This is a genomic window from Streptomyces sp. NPDC107581 (genome assembly GCF_055657175.1).
Genome location: NZ_JBVKBH010000013.1, coordinates 213,037 through 231,140 on the forward strand (window position 1 = coordinate 213,037; position 18,104 = coordinate 231,140).

The window sequence follows — 18,104 nt, forward strand, 5'->3', positions numbered from 1 at the left end:
CTTGCGGCCGGACCCGGGTGGCTCGGCGCGCCGCCGCTCAGCAGTACTTGTCGCTGGGGTCCCGCGTCGTCCAGGAGCAGGTGTCGACCTTGCTGCCGCTCGCCTTCGTCAGCGTGGCCGTGTCCTTGTCGTTGTTCCAGACGTAGGCGCGGCGGTCCTGGAACTTGTCCGACGCGGTGTCCGAGCCGCTGCCGGTGTGGATCTTCATGTACTTCCCGGCGCCGATCTTGACGTTCGGGAAGACGTACTTGTGGTTCGAGGCGTCCTTGAGGACCCAGCCCTTGAGCGAGACGGCCGAGCGGCCGGAGTTCTTGATCTGCACCCACTCGCCGTTCAGGCTCTTGTTGGACCGGTTGTCCGAGCCCGGGCTGTCGAACCAGACGTGGTGGATGTACACACCGCCGGCCGCCTCGGCCGGGGAGCTGAGCAGGGTGCCGGTGAGCAGGGCAGCGCCCGCCAGGGCGGGCAGGGCGGCGCGCAGGCGCACAGTACGCATGAAGAAATCCCCCCAAGGATGTCGTCCGCGAAGTCGTCCCGGGCCGGTCGTCCACCGGCCCAGGACTGAAGTGTTATCACATGATCTTCACTGAGACTTCACAACGGGAGAATCACTCCATCCGGCGACGAAAGCTGTTAACGCACCCGCCCGAGGGATGCCCTGTCCTGGCGGCCGGCACTTGCGGCAACAATGGAGGGATGACCGACAGTCCCGCCAGTCCGGCACCCCTCGCCGACCCCCACCTCGTCTATGACCCCCTCACGGGCGACGGCCCGAAGGACGTGGTGATCCTCGGCTCCACGGGGTCCATCGGAACCCAGGCCATCGACCTCGTCCTGCGCAACCCCGACCGCTTCCGGGTCACCGCCCTCTCCGCGAACGGCAGCCGCGTGACCCTGCTCGCCGAGCAGGCGCACCGCCTGCGGGTGCGGACCGTGGCGGTCGCCCGCGAGGACGCCGTACCGGCTCTGCGCGAGGCGCTGGCCGGGCGGTACGGCGCCGGTGAGCCGCTGCCCGAGATCCTCGCCGGACCGGACGCGGCCACCCAGGTCGCCGCCGCGGATTCCTCGCAGTGTCACACCGTTCTCAACGGGATCACCGGTTCCATCGGGCTCGCGCCCACCCTGGCCGCCCTGGAGGCGGGCCACACCCTCGCGCTCGCCAACAAGGAGTCGCTGATCGTCGGCGGCCCGCTGGTCAAGGCGCTCGCCAAGCCCGGGCAGATCATTCCGGTCGACTCCGAGCACGCCGCGCTCTTCCAGGCGCTCGCCTGCGGCACCCGCGCCGACGTGCGCAAGCTGGTCGTCACCGCCTCCGGCGGCCCGTTCCGCGGGCGCAGCAGGGCCGAGCTGGCGGACGTCACCGTCGAGGACGCCCTCGCCCACCCCACCTGGGCGATGGGCCCGGTGATCACGATCAACTCGGCGACCCTCGTCAACAAGGGCCTGGAGGTCATCGAGGCACATCTCCTCTACGACATTCCCTTCGACCGCATTGAGGTCGTCGTGCATCCCCAGTCGTATGTTCACTCGATGGTCGAGTTCACCGACGGATCCACGATCGCCCAGGCGACGCCCCCCGACATGCGCGGGCCCATCGCCATCGGGCTGGGCTGGCCCGAACGCGTCCCGGACGCGGCGCCGGCCTTCGACTGGAGCAAGGCCTCCACCTGGGAGTTCTTCCCGCTGGACAATGAGGCCTTCCCTTCGGTGAACCTCGCCCGGCACGTGGGGCAGCTCGCGGGGACCGCCCCGGCGGTGTTCAATGCCGCCAACGAGGAGTGCGTCGAGGCCTTCCGGACCGGCGCACTGCCCTTCAACGGGATCATGGAGACCGTCACCCGGGTGGTCGAGGAACACGGCACCCCGGCCACGGGAACCTCACTCACCGTGTCGGACGTCCTCGATGCGGAGACCTGGGCGCGGGCCCGGGCGCGCGAACTGGCACACCGGACGGCAACCGCGGAGGCGCGTGCATGACGACCTTGATGTTCATCCTCGGCATAGTGGTCTTCGCGGTCGGCCTGCTCGTCTCGATCGCCTGGCACGAGCTGGGGCACCTGTCCACGGCCAAGCTCTTCGGCATCCGCGTCCCGCAGTACATGGTCGGCTTCGGCCCGACCGTCTGGTCGCGCACGAAGGGCGACACCGAGTACGGCATCAAGGCGGTCCCGCTCGGCGGCTACATCCGCATGATCGGCATGTTCCCGCCCGACGACGCCGGCCGGGTCTCCGCCCGCTCCACCTCGCCCTGGCGCGGCATGATCGAGGACGCCCGCTCCGCGGCCTTCGAGGAACTCAAGCCGGGTGACGAGACGCGCATGTTCTACACGCGCAAGCCGTGGAAGCGGGTCATCGTCATGTTCGCGGGCCCGTTCATGAACCTGATCCTCGCGATCGCCCTGTTCCTCACCGTGCTGATGGGCTTCGGCATCCAGCAGCAGACCACCACCGTCGCCTCCGTCTCGCCCTGCGTCATCGCCGCGAGCGAGAACCGCGACAGCTGCAAGAAGTCCGACCAGCCCTCCCCGGCCGCGGCGGCCGGCATGAAGAACGGCGACAAGATCGTCTCCTTCGACGGCCGGCCGACCAAGGACTGGAACGCGCTGTCCGACCTCATCCGCGAGAGCGCCGGGAAGACCGTGCCGATCGTCGTCGAGCGGGGCGGCCGGGACCTGACCCTGCACGCCAGGATCGCCACCAACCAGGTCGCCAAGAAGGACTCCAGCGGAACCTACGTCCAGGGCCAGTACGTCAAGGCCGGATTCCTCGGCTTCAGCGCCGCCACCGGTGTCGTCCAGCAGAACTTCGGCGACTCCGTGACCTGGATGACCGACCGGGTCGGCGACGCCGTCGACTCCCTCGCCGCCCTGCCCGGCAAGATCCCGGCCCTGTGGGACGCGGCCTTCGGCAACGGCCCGCGCGAGCCGGACTCCCCGATGGGCATCGTCGGCGCGGCCCGTATCACCGGCGACATCGCCACCCTGGACATCCCCGCCTCCCAGCAGGTCGCGATGTTCGTGATGCTGCTGGCCGGCTTCAACCTCTCCCTGTTCCTGTTCAACATGCTCCCGCTGCTCCCGCTCGACGGCGGGCACATCGCGGGCGCGCTGTGGGAGTCGCTGAGGCGGAACGTGGCCCGGGTGCTGCGCCGGCCGGACCCCGGTCCGTTCGACGTGGCCAAGCTGATGCCGGTGGCCTACGTGGTGGCCGGGATCTTCGTCTGCTTCACCGTCCTGGTACTCATCGCGGACGTGGTTAACCCGGTGAAAATCTCCTAGTCGTCCGACGTTCCGGACGGTCCGGAACCATGGGGTCCCCCGCTCGGGCGCAGCCGGGAGCGGGGGAGTTCCGGTCCGCCCTCCATCGAGTGGGTTTGCCGGGAGGGATGTGCTCGCGCCGGGGCCGGTGTCGTAATCTCGAAGCCTGGAGCCCGCCGTTCACGGGACCGGACCTTGATCCACGACTTGGGGTTGCACAGCAGATGACTGCGATTTCTCTCGGCATGCCGTCCGTTCCGACCAAGCTCGCCGAGCGCCGGAAGAGCCGGCAGATCCAGGTCGGATCCGTGGCGGTCGGCGGAGACGCACCCGTCTCGGTCCAGTCGATGACCACGACGCGCACGTCCGACATCGGCGCCACCCTCCAGCAGATCGCCGAGCTGACGGCCTCCGGCTGCCAGATCGTCCGCGTCGCCTGCCCCACCCAGGACGACGCCGACGCCCTCGCGACCATCGCCCGCAAGTCGCAGATCCCGGTGATCGCGGACATCCACTTCCAGCCCAAGTACGTCTTCGCGGCCATCGAGGCCGGCTGCGCCGCCGTCCGCGTCAACCCGGGCAACATCAAGCAGTTCGACGACAAGGTCAAGGAGATCGCCAGGGCCGCCAAGGACCACGGCACCCCGATCCGCATCGGTGTCAACGCCGGCTCCCTCGACCGCCGCCTGCTGCAGAAGTACGGCAAGGCGACCCCCGAGGCCCTGGTCGAGTCGGCCCTGTGGGAGGCGTCCCTCTTCGAGGAGCACGACTTCCGGGACATCAAGATCTCCGTCAAGCACAACGACCCGGTCGTCATGATCGAGGCCTACCGCCAGCTCGCCGCCGCCTGCGACTACCCCCTCCACCTCGGTGTCACCGAGGCCGGCCCGGCCTTCCAGGGCACCATCAAGTCGGCCGTCGCCTTCGGCGCCCTGCTCTCCCAGGGCATCGGCGACACCATCCGCGTCTCCCTGTCGGCGCCGCCCGCCGAGGAGGTCAAGGTCGGCCTCCAGATCCTGGAGTCGCTCAACCTCAAGCAGCGCGGCCTGGAGATCGTCTCCTGCCCGTCCTGCGGCCGCGCCCAGGTCGACGTCTACAAGCTCGCCGAAGAGGTCACCGCCGGTCTGACCGGCATGGATGTCCCGCTGCGCGTCGCCGTCATGGGCTGCGTCGTCAACGGCCCCGGCGAGGCCCGCGAGGCCGACCTCGGTGTCGCCTCCGGCAACGGCAAGGGCCAGATCTTCGTCAAGGGCGAGGTCATCAAGACCGTCCCCGAGTCCAAGATCGTGGAGACCCTCATCGAGGAGGCCATGAAGCTCGCCGAGCAGATGGAGGCGGACGGCGTCACGTCGGGCGAGCCGTCGGTCTCGGTGGCGGGCTGAACGGCGGCGCGCCCCGAGGGGGCTCGGGGAACCGCGCGACAGGCGACAGGACGACCGGTACCCGGCAGGAGAGCACCGGTACGCGCCAAGTGGCCACCGGTACTCGCCAAGAGACCGCAGTACCCCGAGCTCACAGGCGCGGCCAAAGCGGCGCAGCTATAGTGCGGAGATCAGCAGAACCCCAGGGTGAGGCCCCGCACGTGTTGACCCAGACCACCTCACGGGTGCTCGATCCGAGCGACCTTGACGCCGCGCTCGCCGTCCTCGACCGCGAGCCGGTCGCGAACGCCTTCGTGACCTCGCGGGTCCAGCTCGCGGGCCTCGACCCGTGGCGCCTCGGCGGCGAGATGTGGGGCTGGTACGAGGACGGCATGCTCACGTCCCTGTGCTACGCGGGCGCCAACCTCGTCCCCATCTGCGCCACCCCGCGCGCCGTGCGCGCCTTCGCCGACCGGGCCCGCCGGGCCGGCCGCCGCTGCTCCTCCATCGTCGGCCCCTCCGAACCCACCGCCGCCCTGTGGCGCCTGCTGGAGCCGCACTGGGGACAGGCCAGAGAGGTCCGCGCCCACCAGCCGCTGATGATCACCGACCGCATGCCCGCCGACATCGCCCCGGATCCCTACGTCCGCCGCATCCGCAAGGACGAGATCGAAACGATCATGCCCGCGTGCGTGGCGATGTTCACCGAGGAGGTCGGCGTCTCCCCGATGGCCGGGGACGGCGGCCTGCTCTACCAGGCCCGCGTCGCCGAGCTGGTGGGCTCCGGCCGCTCCTTCGCGCGCGTCGACGAACACGGCAAGGTCGTCTTCAAGGCGGAGATCGGCGCGGCGACGTCCCGGGCCTGCCAGATCCAGGGCGTGTGGGTCGCTCCCGAGTACCGGGGGAGGGGGCTGGCCGCGCCCGGCATGGCGGCGGTACTGCGCTACGCCCTGGCGGATGTCGCCCCGGTGGTCAGCCTCTATGTGAACGACTTCAACACGGCGGCGAGAAGTACGTACCGGCGGGTGGGGTTCCAGGAGGTCGGCGCGTTCACGAGCATCCTCTTCTAGACGTTCACGAGCATCCTCTTCTGGGCATGAGCAGTCTCTTGCGGACATGAGCAGCCTCTTGCGGAGAGGGAGAGGGAAGAGCCCGGGACGCCGGTGCGGCCGGCCGTCCCCGTGAGCCGCCGCTGAACACCGCCTGTTCCGGGATGCCTTCGTGAGCGGTCGGGCGGGGCCTCCGCCGATCGGCCCGGTGAGGTGGGTGACGACCGGCGGTTCCCCGGGCAGTTCGGCGTCGGGGCGTCGTCGAGGGGTCCCCCTGTACGCTCCCCCGCATGGACGTCGTGATCGGGCCCCTGGACCTCTCAGCCCACGTAGACGAGGCCTTGGCGGTCCAAGCCGTAGCCTTCGGACTCGGCGCCGACGAGGTGGCCGTACGCCGTCAGATCGTCCAGCGGCACATGCAGTACACGGGCGCGCGCGCCCTCGGCGCCCTCAGCGAAGGGCTCCTCGTGGGCTTCGTGTACGGCATGCCCAACTCCCGCACCCACTGGTGGTCCACCGTCGTGGAGCCCTACCTGCGGGCCCGGAACAACGACTCCTGGCTGGACGACTCCTTCGTCATCACCGAGCTGCACGTCCACCCCGGCCACCAGAACCGCGGCATCGGCCGCCGCCTGATCACCACCATCACCGACGGCGCCGCCGAACCCCGCTCGATCCTCTCCGCGATCGACACCGACAGCCCGGCCCGCGGCCTCTACCACTCCCTCGGCTATGTGGACCTCGCCCGCCAGGTCCACTTCCCGAGCGCCCCCAGGCCGTACGCCGTGATGGGTGCCCCGCTGCCGCTGCGTCGGAGATAACCGATTTCCACCGGCACAGCAGGCCCGGCTAACCTCCTTGCCATCACCGTTTTCCCGGCAGGAGTACGAGAACCATGGCGAACGCACCGGTCCAGCGCATGTCCCAGTTGATGGCGAAGACGCTGCGCGACGACCCGGCGGACGCCGAGGTCCTCAGCCACAAGCTCCTCGTCCGCGCGGGTTACGTCCGCCGCACCGCGGCCGGCATCTGGTCCTGGCTGCCGCTCGGCAAGAAGGTCCTGTCCAACGTGGAGCGGATCGTCCGCGAGGAGATGGACGCCATCGGCGGTCAGGAGGTCACGCTCCCCGCCCTGCTGCCCCGCGAGCCCTACGAGGCCACCGGCCGCTGGGACGAGTACGGCCAGGAGCTCTTCCGGCTCAAGGACCGCAAGGGCGGCGACTACCTCCTCGGCCCCACCCACGAGGAGATCTTCACCCTCCTGGTCAAGGACCAGTGCACGTCCTACAAGGACCTGCCCGTGATCCTCTACCAGATCCAGACCAAGTTCCGGGACGAGGCCCGCCCCCGGGCCGGCATCCTGCGCGGCCGCGAGTTCCTGATGAAGGACTCGTACTCCTTCGACCTGGAGGACGAGGGCCTGGCCAAGTCCTACGCCCTGCACCGCCAGGCGTACCAGCGCATCTTCGAGCGCCTCGGCCTCGACTACCGCATCTGCGCCGCCACCGCCGGCGCGATGGGCGGCTCCAAGTCCGAGGAGTTCCTGGCCCCGGCCGAGGCCGGCGAGGACATCTTCGCGGACTGCCCGAACTGCGACTTCGCCGCCAACACCGAGGCGATCGCCTACGAGCTGAAGCCGGTCGACGGTTCCGCCGTCCCCGCGCTCGAGGAGATTCCCACCCCCGACACCCCGACCATCGAGACCCTCGCCGCCCACCTCGGCGTCCCGGCCTCCGCCACGCTGAAGAACCTGCTGGTGAAGGTCGACGGCGAGATCATCGCCGTGGGCGTGCCCGGCGACCGCGAGGTCGACATGGGCAAGGTCGAGGCGCACTTCGCCCCGGCGGCCGTCGAGCTGGTCACCGCCGAGGACTTCGTCGGCCGCCCCGACCTGGTCCGCGGCTACGTCGGCCCCCAGGGCCTGGGCGAGAAGGTCACGTACATCGCCGACCCGCGCGTGGCCCCCGGCACCGCCTGGATCACCGGCGCCAACAAGGAGCACACGCACGCGCGGAACGTGGTCGCCGGCCGTGACTTCGAGGTCGACGCGTACGTGGACGCCGTGGTCGTCCAGGAGGGCGACCCCTGCCCGAAGTGCGGCACCGGCCTGAAGCTGGACCGCGCCATCGAGATCGGCCACATCTTCCAGCTGGGCCGCAAGTACGCCGACGCCCTCAAGCTCGATGTGCTGGGCCAGAACGGCAAGCCGGTCCGCGTCACCATGGGCTCCTACGGCGTCGGCGTCTCGCGTGCCGTCGCCGCGATCGCCGAGCAGACCGCCGACGAGCAGGGCCTGTGCTGGCCCAAGGAGATCGCCCCGGCCGACGTGCACGTCGTGGCGGCCGGCAAGGCACTGCAGACCGAGCTGGCGCTGGACGTCGCCGAGAAGCTGGCCGCCGCGGGCGTCCGCGTCCTCGTCGACGACCGGGCCGGTGTCTCCCCGGGCGTGAAGTTCACCGACGCGGAGCTGATCGGCGTGCCGCAGATCCTGGTCGCCGGGCGCCGCTCCGGCGAGGGTGTGCTGGAGCTGAAGGACCGCAAGACCGGTGAGCGCGAGGAGCTGACGGTCGAGGAGGCCATCACCCGCCTGACGGCCTGACGGCCTGACCACGCACGAACGCCGCGCCCCTTCCGGGCGCGGCGTCACCCCCGGCCACCGCCACCCCCTGCTCCGAGCCCGCCCCGACTCCGCCACGCCCGGCCTGCACCTTCATCGGCCGGCGTCGGCTGAAAAAGGGGCGCGGGGAACTGCGCGATCAACCGGATTCGACCCGCGGTGTCACGACGGCCGGTACCGCCCCGGACCGCCGTTCACGGGTCCGCCTTGAGTCCGCTGGGCGAAGTCCGGCAAAGGCTCCGCTGTCCGGCGTGGTCTTTCTTCGGCCGGCGTCGGCTGAAAAAGGGGCGCGGGGAACTGCGCGATCAACCGGACTCGACCCGCGGTGTCACGACGGCCGGTACCGCCCCGGACCGCCGCTCACCGGCCGGCCCTTCCTAAAGCCACCCGGCGAACTCCAGCAACAGCTCCGCATCCTTCGGCCGCCCCACCCTCCGTGCCCGCACCCCCGACTCCACCGCGCGGAACAGCGTCCACCCCCGCAGCCGCTCCAGGTCCACGTCCAAGGACTCGGCGAGCCGCTTGATCCGCCGCCGGGTGGTGGCCGCCCCCGACGGCATGGCGATCAGATCCTCCACCCGGTCCCGCACCAGCCGCGCCAGATCGAACGCGCACTCCCCGACCACCGGGTCCGGCCCCACCGCCAGCCACGGCATCCGCTCCCCGGAAAGCACCTTGCTCTGCCGGAACGTACCGTGGAGCAACCGGTGCTCGGGCGGTGCGGCCAGCAGCTCCTCGCGTGCCGCGAGCGCCGCGTCCACCAGCGTGGCCGCCTCGGGATCGGCCTCGGCGCTCGCCCGCATCGCCTCGGCCTGGCGCCCGGTCCGCTCCGCCACGGTCTCGAACGCATGGCCGCCCGGCGGTTCCACCCACAGCCGCCGCAGCGTCCCCGCGGCCTCCAGCAGTGCCTTCGCCTCCGGCAGCGACCGCACCGACACGTCCGGGTGCAGCCGCTCCAGCAGCAGGGCCCCTTCGGCGGCATCCTCGGCATGCACGGAATCCGCCGCGAGCAGCTGTACGGCGCCCAGGCCGGCCCAGTGCGCCAGCGCCGCCCGTTCGCTCTCCGGGCGGGCCCGGGGCGGGGCCAGCTTCAGCACGGCCGGGCTGCCGTCCGCCCGCCGGACCAGCACCACCAGGCTGCTGCGCCCGCCGGGCACCTGGACCCTTTCCACGCTCAACTCGCGCCGGGCGACCGCCCGTTCGGCCGCCTCCGGCAGCCGCACCAGCCAGTCGTCCCCGGCCGGCACCGTCTCACCGAGCGCCCGCACCAGCCGCTGGGGCGGTTCGAAAGCCATGCGCGAGTTGTTCCTTCCTCCTGGGCCGGCCGTAGGGCGGCTGCGCGGTCACGTCGTCGGGGACGCCGAGGTGCGGGGTCCGGCCGCACCTGCTTCGTCACCGGCCCGCTCGGCGAGCCCAGGGAAGGCTACGCTCTCCCCGCTCCACCCCACCGCCCGCACCGCGGCCTCGCGCAACGCCCCGGCGGCCGAGCCGCGCCGCGCACCGGTCGCCGCCCGCACCAGGTCCGAGTACACCCCGGCCACCCTGTCCTCCAGTTGGGCGGCCAGCCGCACCGCGGAGGCCGCGTCCGGCACCGGGAACGGCAGTGCGTAGGCGGCGCTCGCGGCGACCGGCTCGCCGCCCAGGTCCCGCACCTCGCGCACCAGCGCGTCCCGGCGGGCCCGGTGGGCGTCGTACGCCGCCCGTGCCGCGCCCCGGCGCTGCGCGTCGATCCGCCCGCCGACGACGCCGTACCCGTACACCGCCGCGTGCTCGGCCGCCAGCGCCGCCTGCAGCGCGGTCAGCTCGGCCTTCCCGTCCTCGTCGCTCACTTGACCCCCTCGGTCAGCAGATACGCGTGTGCCGCCCCGGCCGCCGCCACCGAGGCCATCAGCCGGGCCAGCTCTCCGTCCGCGTCCAGCAGGTCCTTCGCCCGGCGGTCGGCGAGGGAGCGCTCGGCGGCGGCGAGATCGGCGAGGGCGTCCTTCTCGGCGGCGGGGACGGCCGGCGGTGAGGACGGTGAGGACGGCGAGGACGGCGAGGACGGCGAGGACGGGGACGCCGTGGAGGCCCCGGGGGAGGGGGAGCCGGCGGCCGTGGCGCCGCCGAACGCCTGCGCGTGCGCCGCGACCTGGGCGCGCAGCGGCCGCAGCCGCTGGGCCAGTGCCGGATGGGCGGCGAGCACCGCGTCGTACCGCTGCAGCAGCCCCGCGCTGTCCCGGGCCGCACGCGCGCGTGTCCGCGCGGTCGCCGACGGGGCGGCGCCGCCGGAGTCCGGATCGGCCGAGCAGCCCACCAGCAGGGCGGCCCCGGCGGCCGAGACGAGCAGGGATCTTCTGCGCGGACCCGAGGGGGTGCGCGGCGGCGGGGGATACGGCACTGCAGACGTCCTCGGGGCACTCGTACGAAAGGAAGACCGGCAACGGGCGGCACGCCCGTGATCACCGTACCCGCGCGCCCCGCGCACACCACTCACCGGCACCGGCCGGACACAGGTGGACGGCAACACTCCCTGCGACCGGATACCCTTTGACCAGACACGCGACCCATCCCACAACAGCACACGCGGCCGAGGAGTCACCCGGATGAGCACCACCCAGAGCGAGAGGCTGCGAGAGCTGCTGGAACCGCTCGTCACCTCCCAGGGGCTGGATCTCGAAGAGATTGCCGTGGACTCCGTCGGACGCAAGCGGGTGCTGCGGGTGGTCGTCGACTCCGACACGGGCGCGGACCTGGACGCGATCGCCGATGTGAGCCGCGCGCTCTCGGCGAAGCTCGACGAGACCAACGCGATGGGCGACGACGCGTACGACCTGGAGGTCGGAACCCCCGGCGCGGAGCGCCCCCTCACCGAGCACCGGCACTTCGTGCGCGCCACCGACCGGCTCGTGAAGTTCCAGCTGGCCGAGGACGGCGAGCTGGTCGCCAGGATCCTGACGGTCGACGAGGAGGGCATCGACGTCGAGGTGCCCGGCGTCAAGGGCCGCAAGGCCACCGCCCGCAGACTCGGCTTCCCGGAGATCGCCAGGGCGCGCGTGCAGGTCGAGTTCAACCGCAAGGACAAAAAGGACATGAAGGAAGAGGAGGAGGCGTAGCCGTGGACATCGACATGAGCGCCCTGCGGGGCTTGGTTCGGGAGAAGGAGATCTCCTTCGACCTGCTGGTCGAGGCGATCGAGTCGGCCCTCCTCATCGCCTACCACCGCACCGAGGGAAGCCGCCGGCACGCGCGCGTGGAGCTCAACCGGGAGACCGGACATGTGACCGTGTGGGCGAAGGAGGACCCGGAGGACCTCGACGAGGGCCAGGAGCCCCGCGAGTTCGACGACACCCCCTCCGGCTTCGGCCGGATCGCCGCCACCACGGCCAAGCAGGTGATCCTGCAGCGGCTGCGCGACGCCGAGGACGACGCCACGCTCGGCGAGTACGCCGGCCGCGAGGGCGACATCGTCACCGGTGTGGTCCAGCAGGGCCGCGACCCGAAGAACGTGCTCGTGGACATCGGCAAGCTGGAGGCCATCCTGCCGGTGCAGGAGCAGGTCCCCGGCGAGACCTACCCGCACGGCATGCGACTTCGCTCGTACGTCGTCCGGGTGGCCAAGGGTGTGCGCGGTCCGTCCGTGACCCTCTCCCGTACGCACCCCAACCTGGTGAAGAAGCTCTTCGCCCTGGAAGTGCCGGAGATCGCCGACGGGTCGGTCGAGATCGCGGCGATCGCCCGTGAGGCCGGTCACCGCACCAAGATCGCCGTACGGTCCACCCGCTCGGGCCTGAACGCCAAGGGCGCCTGCATCGGCCCCATGGGCGGCCGGGTGCGCAACGTGATGGGCGAGCTGAACGGTGAGAAGATCGACATCGTCGACTGGTCGGACGAGCCGGCCGAGATGGTGGCGAACGCGCTCTCACCCGCTCGGGTGAGCAAGGTGGAGGTCGTGGACATGGCCTCCCGGTCCGCCCGGGTGACCGTGCCGGACTACCAGCTGTCGCTGGCGATCGGCAAGGAAGGGCAGAACGCCCGGCTCGCGGCCCGGCTCACCGGCTGGCGGATCGACATCCGGCCGGACACCGAGCAGGCCGAGGACGGGGAATAGATCTCGGCCGTGCGCGGCTGAGATCACGACAGCCTGCAGTTGGCAACTGTTCGACTTTTGCCCCGAAGGGGTGAGGTCGCTACGGGGAGGTAGACTAAGGAGTGTCTGGCCGGACGCGCGCCCGCGCATGCCCTGAACGCACCTGTGTGGGGTGCAGGCAGCGAGCGGCCAAGGACGATCTGCTGCGTACCGTGGCGGATCAGGAGCAGTGTGTTCCCGATCCTCGCGGTACGCTGCCCGGCCGGGGTGCCTATGTACACCCCGATCCGGTCTGTCTCGACCAGGCGGTACGCCGCCGGGCGTTCCCAAGGGCGCTACGCGTCCCGGGGCCGCTCGACATAAAGGCGTTGCGCCAGTACGTCGAGCAGACAGACAGTTGCTGAGCAGGCAACACGGCAAAAAAGCACGTCGCATGGAACCCCCCGTGCGGCCTGGTACCTCGCGAGTCGAAAGCAGGTCGAGATTGCGATGAGCACTCGATGAGTACGCGATGAGTACGCCCATGAACTAGCGACGGTCCGGCTTCCCCGGACCTCAAAGGAGCGAAGTGGCTAAGGTCCGGGTCTACGAACTCGCCAAGGAGTTCGGTGTTGAGAGCAAGGTCGTCATGGCCAAGCTCCAGGAACTCGGTGAATTCGTCCGTTCGGCGTCTTCGACTATCGAAGCGCCTGTCGTACGCAAGCTGACCGACGCCTTCCAGGGCGGTGGCACCGGCAAGGCCGGTAAGCCCGCCCCGCGCAAGGCCGCCCCCAAGCCCGCCGCGCCCTCTCCGGTGCAGGCGGCACGTCCGGCTGCCCCGAGGCCGCCGGCTCCCAAGCCTCCGACGGCTCAGCAGCCCGCTGCTCCGTCGGCCCCCGCGGCCCCGTCGGCCCCCGCGTCGGCTCCGGGCCCGCGTCCGGTTCCGGGTCCCAAGCCCGCGCCGCGCCCGGCTCCGGCAGCCCCGGAGTTCACCGCTCCGCCGGCTGCTCCGGCCGCGCAGGCTCCGCAGGCTCCGCAGGCCCCGCAGGCTCCGGCCGCCCAGGGTCCGCGTCCCGGCTCCCGTCCCGGTGCTCCCAAGCCGGGCGGCCGTCCGGCCGGTCCCGGTCAGGGGCAGGGTCAGGCCCGTCCGGGCCAGGGCGCCCCGCGCCCCGGTGGCCAGGGTGCGCGTCCCGGTGCCCGTCCGGCCGGTCCGCGTCCGGGCAACAACCCCTTCACGTCCGGTGGCTCCACCGGCATGGCCCGTCCGCAGGCGCCCCGTCCGCAGGGCGGTCCCCGTCCCGGTGGCGGCCACGGCGGCCCCGGCGCTCCCGGCGCCGGTCCCCGTCCGCAGGCGCCCGGCGCTCAGGGCGGCGGTCCTCGTCCGCAGTCTCCGGGCGGCTCGCGTCCGTCGCCGTCCGGCATGCCCCGCCCGCAGGGCGGTCCGCGTCCCGGCCCGGCCGGTCCGCGTCCCAACCCGGGCATGATGCCGCAGCGTCCCGCTGCCGGCCCGCGTCCCGGTCCCGGTGGTGGCGGCGGTCGTGGTCCCGGTGGCGGCGGTCGTCCCGGTGGCGGCGGCGGTCGTCCGGGTGGCGGCGGCTTCGCCGGTCGTCCGGGTGGCGGCGGTGGCGGCGGCGGCTTCGCCGGTCGTCCCGGCGGTCCCGGTGGCGGCGGTGCCGGCGGTGGCTTCGCCGGTCGTCCCGGTGGTCCCGGCGGTGGCGGCGGTGGCCGTCCCGGCTTCGGTGGCCGTCCCGGTGGTCCCGGTGGCCGCGGTGGCACGCAGGGCGCCTTCGGCCGTCCCGGTGGTCCCGCGCGTCGTGGCCGCAAGTCGAAGCGGCAGCGTCGCCAGGAGTACGAGGCCATGCAGGCCCCGAGCGTCGGCGGCGTGATGCTGCCGCGCGGCGGCGGCGAGACCATCCGTCTCTCCCGTGGCGCGTCGCTCACCGACTTCGCGGAGAAGATCAACGCCAACCCGGCGTCCCTCGTCGCGGTCATGATGAACCTCGGCGAGATGGTCACGGCCACGCAGTCCGTCTCCGACGAGACGCTGCAGCTCCTCGCGGGCGAGATGAACTACACGGTTCAGATCGTCAGCCCCGAGGAGGAGGACCGCGAGCTGCTCGAGTCCTTCGACATCGAGTTCGGCGAGGACGAGGGCGACGAGGAAGACCTGGTGGTCCGTCCGCCGGTCGTCACCGTCATGGGTCACGTCGACCACGGTAAGACCCGACTCCTCGACGCCATCCGCAAGACGAACGTCATCGCGGGCGAGGCCGGCGGCATCACCCAGCACATCGGTGCCTACCAGGTCGCGACCGAGGTCAACGACGAAGAGCGCAAGATCACCTTCATCGACACCCCGGGTCACGAGGCGTTCACCGCCATGCGTGCCCGTGGTGCGAAGTCGACCGACATCGCGATCCTGGTCGTCGCGGCCAACGACGGCGTCATGCCGCAGACGGTCGAGGCGCTCAACCACGCCAAGGCGGCCGACGTCCCGATCGTCGTCGCGGTCAACAAGATCGACGTCGAGGGCGCGGACCCGACCAAGGTGCGCGGTCAGCTGACCGAGTACGGCCTGGTGGCCGAGGAGTACGGCGGCGACACCATGTTCGTCGACATCTCCGCCAAGCAGGGTCTGCACATCGACAGCCTCCTCGAGGCCGTCGTCCTCACCGCGGACGCCTCGCTCGACCTGCGGGCCAACCCGAACCAGGACGCGCAGGGCATCTCGATCGAGTCCCGTCTCGACCGCGGCCGTGGTGCCGTGGCGACGGTCCTCGTCCAGCGAGGCACGCTGCGGGTCGGCGACACGATGGTCGTGGGCGACGCCTACGGCCGAGTGCGCGCCATGCTCGACGACAACGGCAACAACGTCGCCGAGGCCGGCCCGTCGACGCCGGTCCAGGTCCTGGGCCTGACCAACGTCCCGGGTGCGGGCGACAACTTCCTGGTGGTGGACGAGGACCGTACGGCCCGTCAGATCGCCGAGAAGCGTGCCGCCCGTGAGCGCAACGCCGCGTTCGCCAAGCGCACGCGCCGCGTCTCCCTCGAGGACCTGGACAAGGTGCTCAAGGCCGGCGAGGTCCAGCAGCTCAACCTCATCATCAAGGGTGACGCTTCTGGTTCCGTCGAGGCGCTCGAGTCCTCGCTGCTCCAGCTGGACGTCGGCGAAGAGGTCGACATCCGCGTCCTGCACCGCGGCGTCGGTGCGGTCACGGAGTCGGACATCGACCTGGCCATGGGCTCCGACGCCATCGTGATCGGCTTCAACGTCCGTGCGGCCGGCCGCGCGGCGCAGATGGCCGAGCGCGAGGGTGTGGACGTCCGGTACTACTCGGTCATCTACCAGGCGATCGAGGAGATCGAGGCGGCCCTCAAGGGCATGCTCAAGCCGGAGTACGAGGAGGTCGAGCTCGGTACGGCGGAGATCCGCGAGGTCTTCAAGTCGTCCAAGCTGGGCAACATCGCGGGTGTTCTCATCCGCTCCGGCGAGGTCAAGCGCAACACCAAGGCGCGCCTCGTCCGCGATGGCAAGGTCATCGCGGAGAACCTCAACATCGAGGGTCTGCGTCGCTTCAAGGACGACGTCACCGAGATCCGCGAAGGCTACGAGGGTGGTATCAACCTCGGAAACTTCAACGACATCAAGGTGGACGACGTCATCGCGACGTACGAGATGCGCGAGAAGCCGCGGGCCTGACGGCCGACGGTTTGCTGCTGGTCGGCGGGAGCGTGCTTCCGCCGGCCAGCGCGCCGTTCCCGGGGGCGGTGCCCCCGGGGACACCCGGGTTCACGCCCACCCACCACCCGACTCGGCAGGCCGAAGGAGCCCCCTTCGCAGCCGATCGAGTCGGGCGGGGGCTGCGGTACGGGGCCGGTAAAACCCCGTCGAGCCTCCGGCAGGAACGGGGTACCGTTCTTGATGTCCCCGGCCACACGGACCCGGGGCCATCGATCCCGTACCGGCGGGTGAACCGGCTACACACATGTACGTGGGGACTCTGTCCTTCGACCTCCTCCTCGGCGACGTCCACTCGCTGAAGGAGAAGCGCTCCGTCGTCCGCCCGATCGTCGCCGAACTCCAGCGGAAGTACGCCGTGAGCGCGGCGGAGGTGGACCACATGGACCTCCACCGGCGAGCGATCATCGGCCTGGCCGTGGTCTCCGGTGACGCAGCGCACCTCACCGACGTACTGGACCGGTGCGAACGGCTGGTCGCCGGCCGCCCCGAAGTGGAGCTGCTGTCCGTACGACGGCGCATCCACGGCGACGACGACTGACCACAGAACGCAAGAAGAAGAAAGAACGGGAGACGGACCAGTGGCCGACAACGCGCGGGCGAAAAGGCTGGCGGACCTCATCCGGGAGGTGGTGGCCCAGAAGCTGCAGCGTGGGATCAAGGACCCGCGGCTCGGCTCGCACGTCACCATCACGGACACCCGGGTCACGGGTGACCTGCGGGAGGCGACCGTCTTCTACACGGTCTACGGGGACGACGAGGAGCGGACGGCCGCGGCCGCCGGCCTGGAGAGCGCCAAGGGCATCCTGCGCTCCGAGGTCGGCCGTGCGGCCGGTGTGAAGTTCACGCCGACCCTCACCTTCGTCGCCGACGCCCTCCCGGACACCGCCCGGACCATCGAGGACCTCCTCGACAAGGCACGGCAGTCCGACGAGAAGGTCCGCGAGGCCTCCGCGGGCGCGAACTACGCGGGCGGCGCCGACCCGTACCGCAAGCCGGCCGAGGACGAGAGCGCCGAGACGGCCGAGACGGACGGCGACGCCGCGGAATGACCCAGAAGCACACCACGCCCGACGGCCTTGTCATCGTCGACAAGCCGTCGGGCTTCACTTCGCACGACGTGGTCGCCAAGATGCGCGGCATCGCGCGCACCCGCCGCGTCGGACACGCCGGCACCCTCGACCCGATGGCGACCGGCGTCCTCGTCCTCGGTGTGGAGCGCGCCACCAAGCTCCTCGGGCACCTCGCCCTGACCGAGAAGGAGTACCTGGGCACCGTCCGGCTCGGCCAGAACACCGTCACCGACGACGCCGAGGGGGAGATCACCTCCTCCACCGACGCGTCCAAGGTGACCCGGGACGCCATCGACGCCGGCATCGCCAAGCTCACCGGCGCCATCATGCAGGTGCCCTCCAAGGTCAGCGCCATCAAGATCGACGGCGTGCGGTCGTACAAGCGGGCCCGCGAGGGCGAGGACTTCGAGATCCCCGCCCGGCCGGTGACGGTCTCCTCCTTCACCGTGTACGACGTCCGGGACGCCGTGGCCGAGGACGGCACCGCCGTGCTCGACCTGGTGGTCTCGGTGGTCTGCTCCTCCGGCACCTACATCCGTGCCCTCGCCCGCGACCTGGGCGCCGACCTGGGCGTCGGCGGCCACCTCACCGCGCTGCGCCGCACCCGCGTCGGGCCGTACAAGATCGACTCCGCGAGGACGCTGGACCAGCTCCAGACGGAGCTGACCGTCATGCCGATCGCCGAGGCCGCCGCGGCCGCGTTCCCGCGCTGGGACGTGGACGCCAAGCGCTCCCGGCTGCTCCTCAACGGCGTCCGGCTGGAGATGCCCGACGAGTACGCGGGCGCGGGCACCGTCGCGGTGTTCGATCCCGAGGGACGCTTCCTCGCGCTGGTGGAGGAGCACAAGGGCAAGGCCAAGAGCCTGGCCGTCTTCGGCTGACCCGCGATCCGCTGACCCGCGATCCGCAGACCCGCATCCGCACGGGCCGACACCGGCCCGTGCGGGGCTGTGCCGGTCCGAG

17 protein-coding genes are annotated in these 18,104 nt (G+C 71.3%); 13 read left to right on the forward strand and 4 right to left on the reverse strand.

The annotated features are described in order from the left end of the window. Positions 1 to 37 precede the first annotated feature (37 nt). Positions 38 to 496 (reverse strand): lamin tail domain-containing protein, encoded by a 459-nt coding sequence (locus ACZ7P3_RS30190; protein ID WP_472086427.1) that lies wholly within the window; start codon positions 494 to 496, stop codon positions 38 to 40. A gap of 200 nt (positions 497 to 696) precedes the next feature. Between ACZ7P3_RS30190 and dxr the strand changes: the two genes are divergently transcribed. The 6 genes from dxr to ACZ7P3_RS30220 all read left to right on the forward strand — a co-directional run bounded on the left by dxr (position 697) and on the right by ACZ7P3_RS30220 (position 8,266). After that, complete coding sequence (dxr, locus tag ACZ7P3_RS30195) at positions 697 to 1,977, forward strand: 1-deoxy-D-xylulose-5-phosphate reductoisomerase (protein WP_472086428.1); 1,281 nt, start codon at positions 697 to 699, stop codon at positions 1,975 to 1,977. Beyond that, a complete protein-coding gene (locus ACZ7P3_RS30200) occupies positions 1,974 to 3,278 on the forward strand; it encodes a M50 family metallopeptidase (protein ID WP_472086429.1) in 1,305 nt (434 codons plus the stop codon). Before dxr ends, ACZ7P3_RS30200 begins: the two co-directional genes overlap by 4 nt. Before the next feature lie 203 nt (positions 3,279 to 3,481). After that, a complete protein-coding gene (ispG, locus tag ACZ7P3_RS30205; RefSeq protein WP_472086431.1) occupies positions 3,482 to 4,639 on the forward strand; it encodes a flavodoxin-dependent (E)-4-hydroxy-3-methylbut-2-enyl-diphosphate synthase in 1,158 nt (385 codons plus the stop codon). A 200-nt stretch (positions 4,640 to 4,839) separates the two neighbouring features. Continuing rightward, positions 4,840 to 5,688, forward strand: coding sequence for a GNAT family N-acetyltransferase (locus ACZ7P3_RS30210; protein ID WP_472086432.1), 849 nt, complete (start codon positions 4,840 to 4,842; stop codon positions 5,686 to 5,688). A 269-nt stretch (positions 5,689 to 5,957) separates the two neighbouring features. After that, entirely contained in the window at positions 5,958 to 6,488 is a 531-nt protein-coding gene (locus tag ACZ7P3_RS30215; RefSeq protein WP_472086433.1) for a GNAT family N-acetyltransferase, read from the forward strand. Between the two features lie 74 nt (positions 6,489 to 6,562). After that, positions 6,563 to 8,266 (forward strand): proline--tRNA ligase, encoded by a 1,704-nt coding sequence (locus tag ACZ7P3_RS30220; protein WP_472086434.1) that lies wholly within the window; start codon positions 6,563 to 6,565, stop codon positions 8,264 to 8,266. 395 nt (positions 8,267 to 8,661) lie between these two features. Here ACZ7P3_RS30220 and ACZ7P3_RS30225 read toward each other — a convergent pair whose 3' ends face one another. From ACZ7P3_RS30225 to ACZ7P3_RS30235, 3 genes are read right to left on the reverse strand one after another with little or no spacing between them, the layout of a single operon-like run. Continuing rightward, a complete protein-coding gene (locus tag ACZ7P3_RS30225) occupies positions 8,662 to 9,579 on the reverse strand; it encodes an aminoglycoside phosphotransferase family protein (RefSeq protein WP_472086435.1) in 918 nt (305 codons plus the stop codon). Positions 9,580 to 9,627: 48 nt separating this feature from the next. Continuing rightward, entirely contained in the window at positions 9,628 to 10,113 is a 486-nt protein-coding gene (locus ACZ7P3_RS30230; RefSeq protein ID WP_472086437.1) for a ferritin-like domain-containing protein, read from the reverse strand. Beyond that, positions 10,110 to 10,661 (reverse strand): hypothetical protein, encoded by a 552-nt coding sequence (locus tag ACZ7P3_RS30235; protein ID WP_472086438.1) that lies wholly within the window; start codon positions 10,659 to 10,661, stop codon positions 10,110 to 10,112. Before ACZ7P3_RS30235 ends, ACZ7P3_RS30230 begins: the two co-directional genes overlap by 4 nt. Positions 10,662 to 10,866: 205 nt before the next feature. On the opposite strand from ACZ7P3_RS30235, the gene rimP reads away from it, so the two are divergent. The 7 genes from rimP (at position 10,867) to truB (ending at position 18,022) form a co-directional block, all read left to right on the forward strand. Further along, complete coding sequence (gene rimP / locus ACZ7P3_RS30240; protein ID WP_472086439.1) at positions 10,867 to 11,376, forward strand: ribosome maturation factor RimP; 510 nt, start codon at positions 10,867 to 10,869, stop codon at positions 11,374 to 11,376. A 2-nt stretch (positions 11,377 to 11,378) separates the two neighbouring features. Next, positions 11,379 to 12,371 (forward strand): transcription termination factor NusA, encoded by a 993-nt coding sequence (gene nusA / locus ACZ7P3_RS30245; protein WP_472086441.1) that lies wholly within the window; start codon positions 11,379 to 11,381, stop codon positions 12,369 to 12,371. Between the two features lie 101 nt (positions 12,372 to 12,472). Next, on the forward strand, positions 12,473 to 12,754 hold the full coding sequence (locus ACZ7P3_RS30250; RefSeq protein ID WP_079146598.1) for a YlxR family protein: 282 nt from the start codon (positions 12,473 to 12,475) through the stop codon (positions 12,752 to 12,754). Between the two features lie 164 nt (positions 12,755 to 12,918). Continuing rightward, the gene (gene infB / locus ACZ7P3_RS30255) at positions 12,919 to 16,029 is read left to right on the forward strand and encodes a translation initiation factor IF-2 (protein ID WP_472086443.1); all 3,111 of its coding nucleotides are present in this window, start codon (positions 12,919 to 12,921) and stop codon (positions 16,027 to 16,029) included. Positions 16,030 to 16,315: 286 nt separating this feature from the next. Continuing rightward, the gene (locus ACZ7P3_RS30260) at positions 16,316 to 16,609 is read left to right on the forward strand and encodes a DUF503 domain-containing protein (protein WP_359061716.1); all 294 of its coding nucleotides are present in this window, start codon (positions 16,316 to 16,318) and stop codon (positions 16,607 to 16,609) included. A 40-nt stretch (positions 16,610 to 16,649) separates the two neighbouring features. Beyond that, complete coding sequence (rbfA, locus tag ACZ7P3_RS30265; RefSeq protein WP_472086445.1) at positions 16,650 to 17,120, forward strand: 30S ribosome-binding factor RbfA; 471 nt, start codon at positions 16,650 to 16,652, stop codon at positions 17,118 to 17,120. After that, a complete protein-coding gene (gene truB, locus ACZ7P3_RS30270; RefSeq protein ID WP_472086447.1) occupies positions 17,117 to 18,022 on the forward strand; it encodes a tRNA pseudouridine(55) synthase TruB in 906 nt (301 codons plus the stop codon). The genes rbfA and truB overlap by 4 nt, the downstream gene beginning before the upstream one ends. Positions 18,023 to 18,104 lie beyond the last annotated feature (82 nt).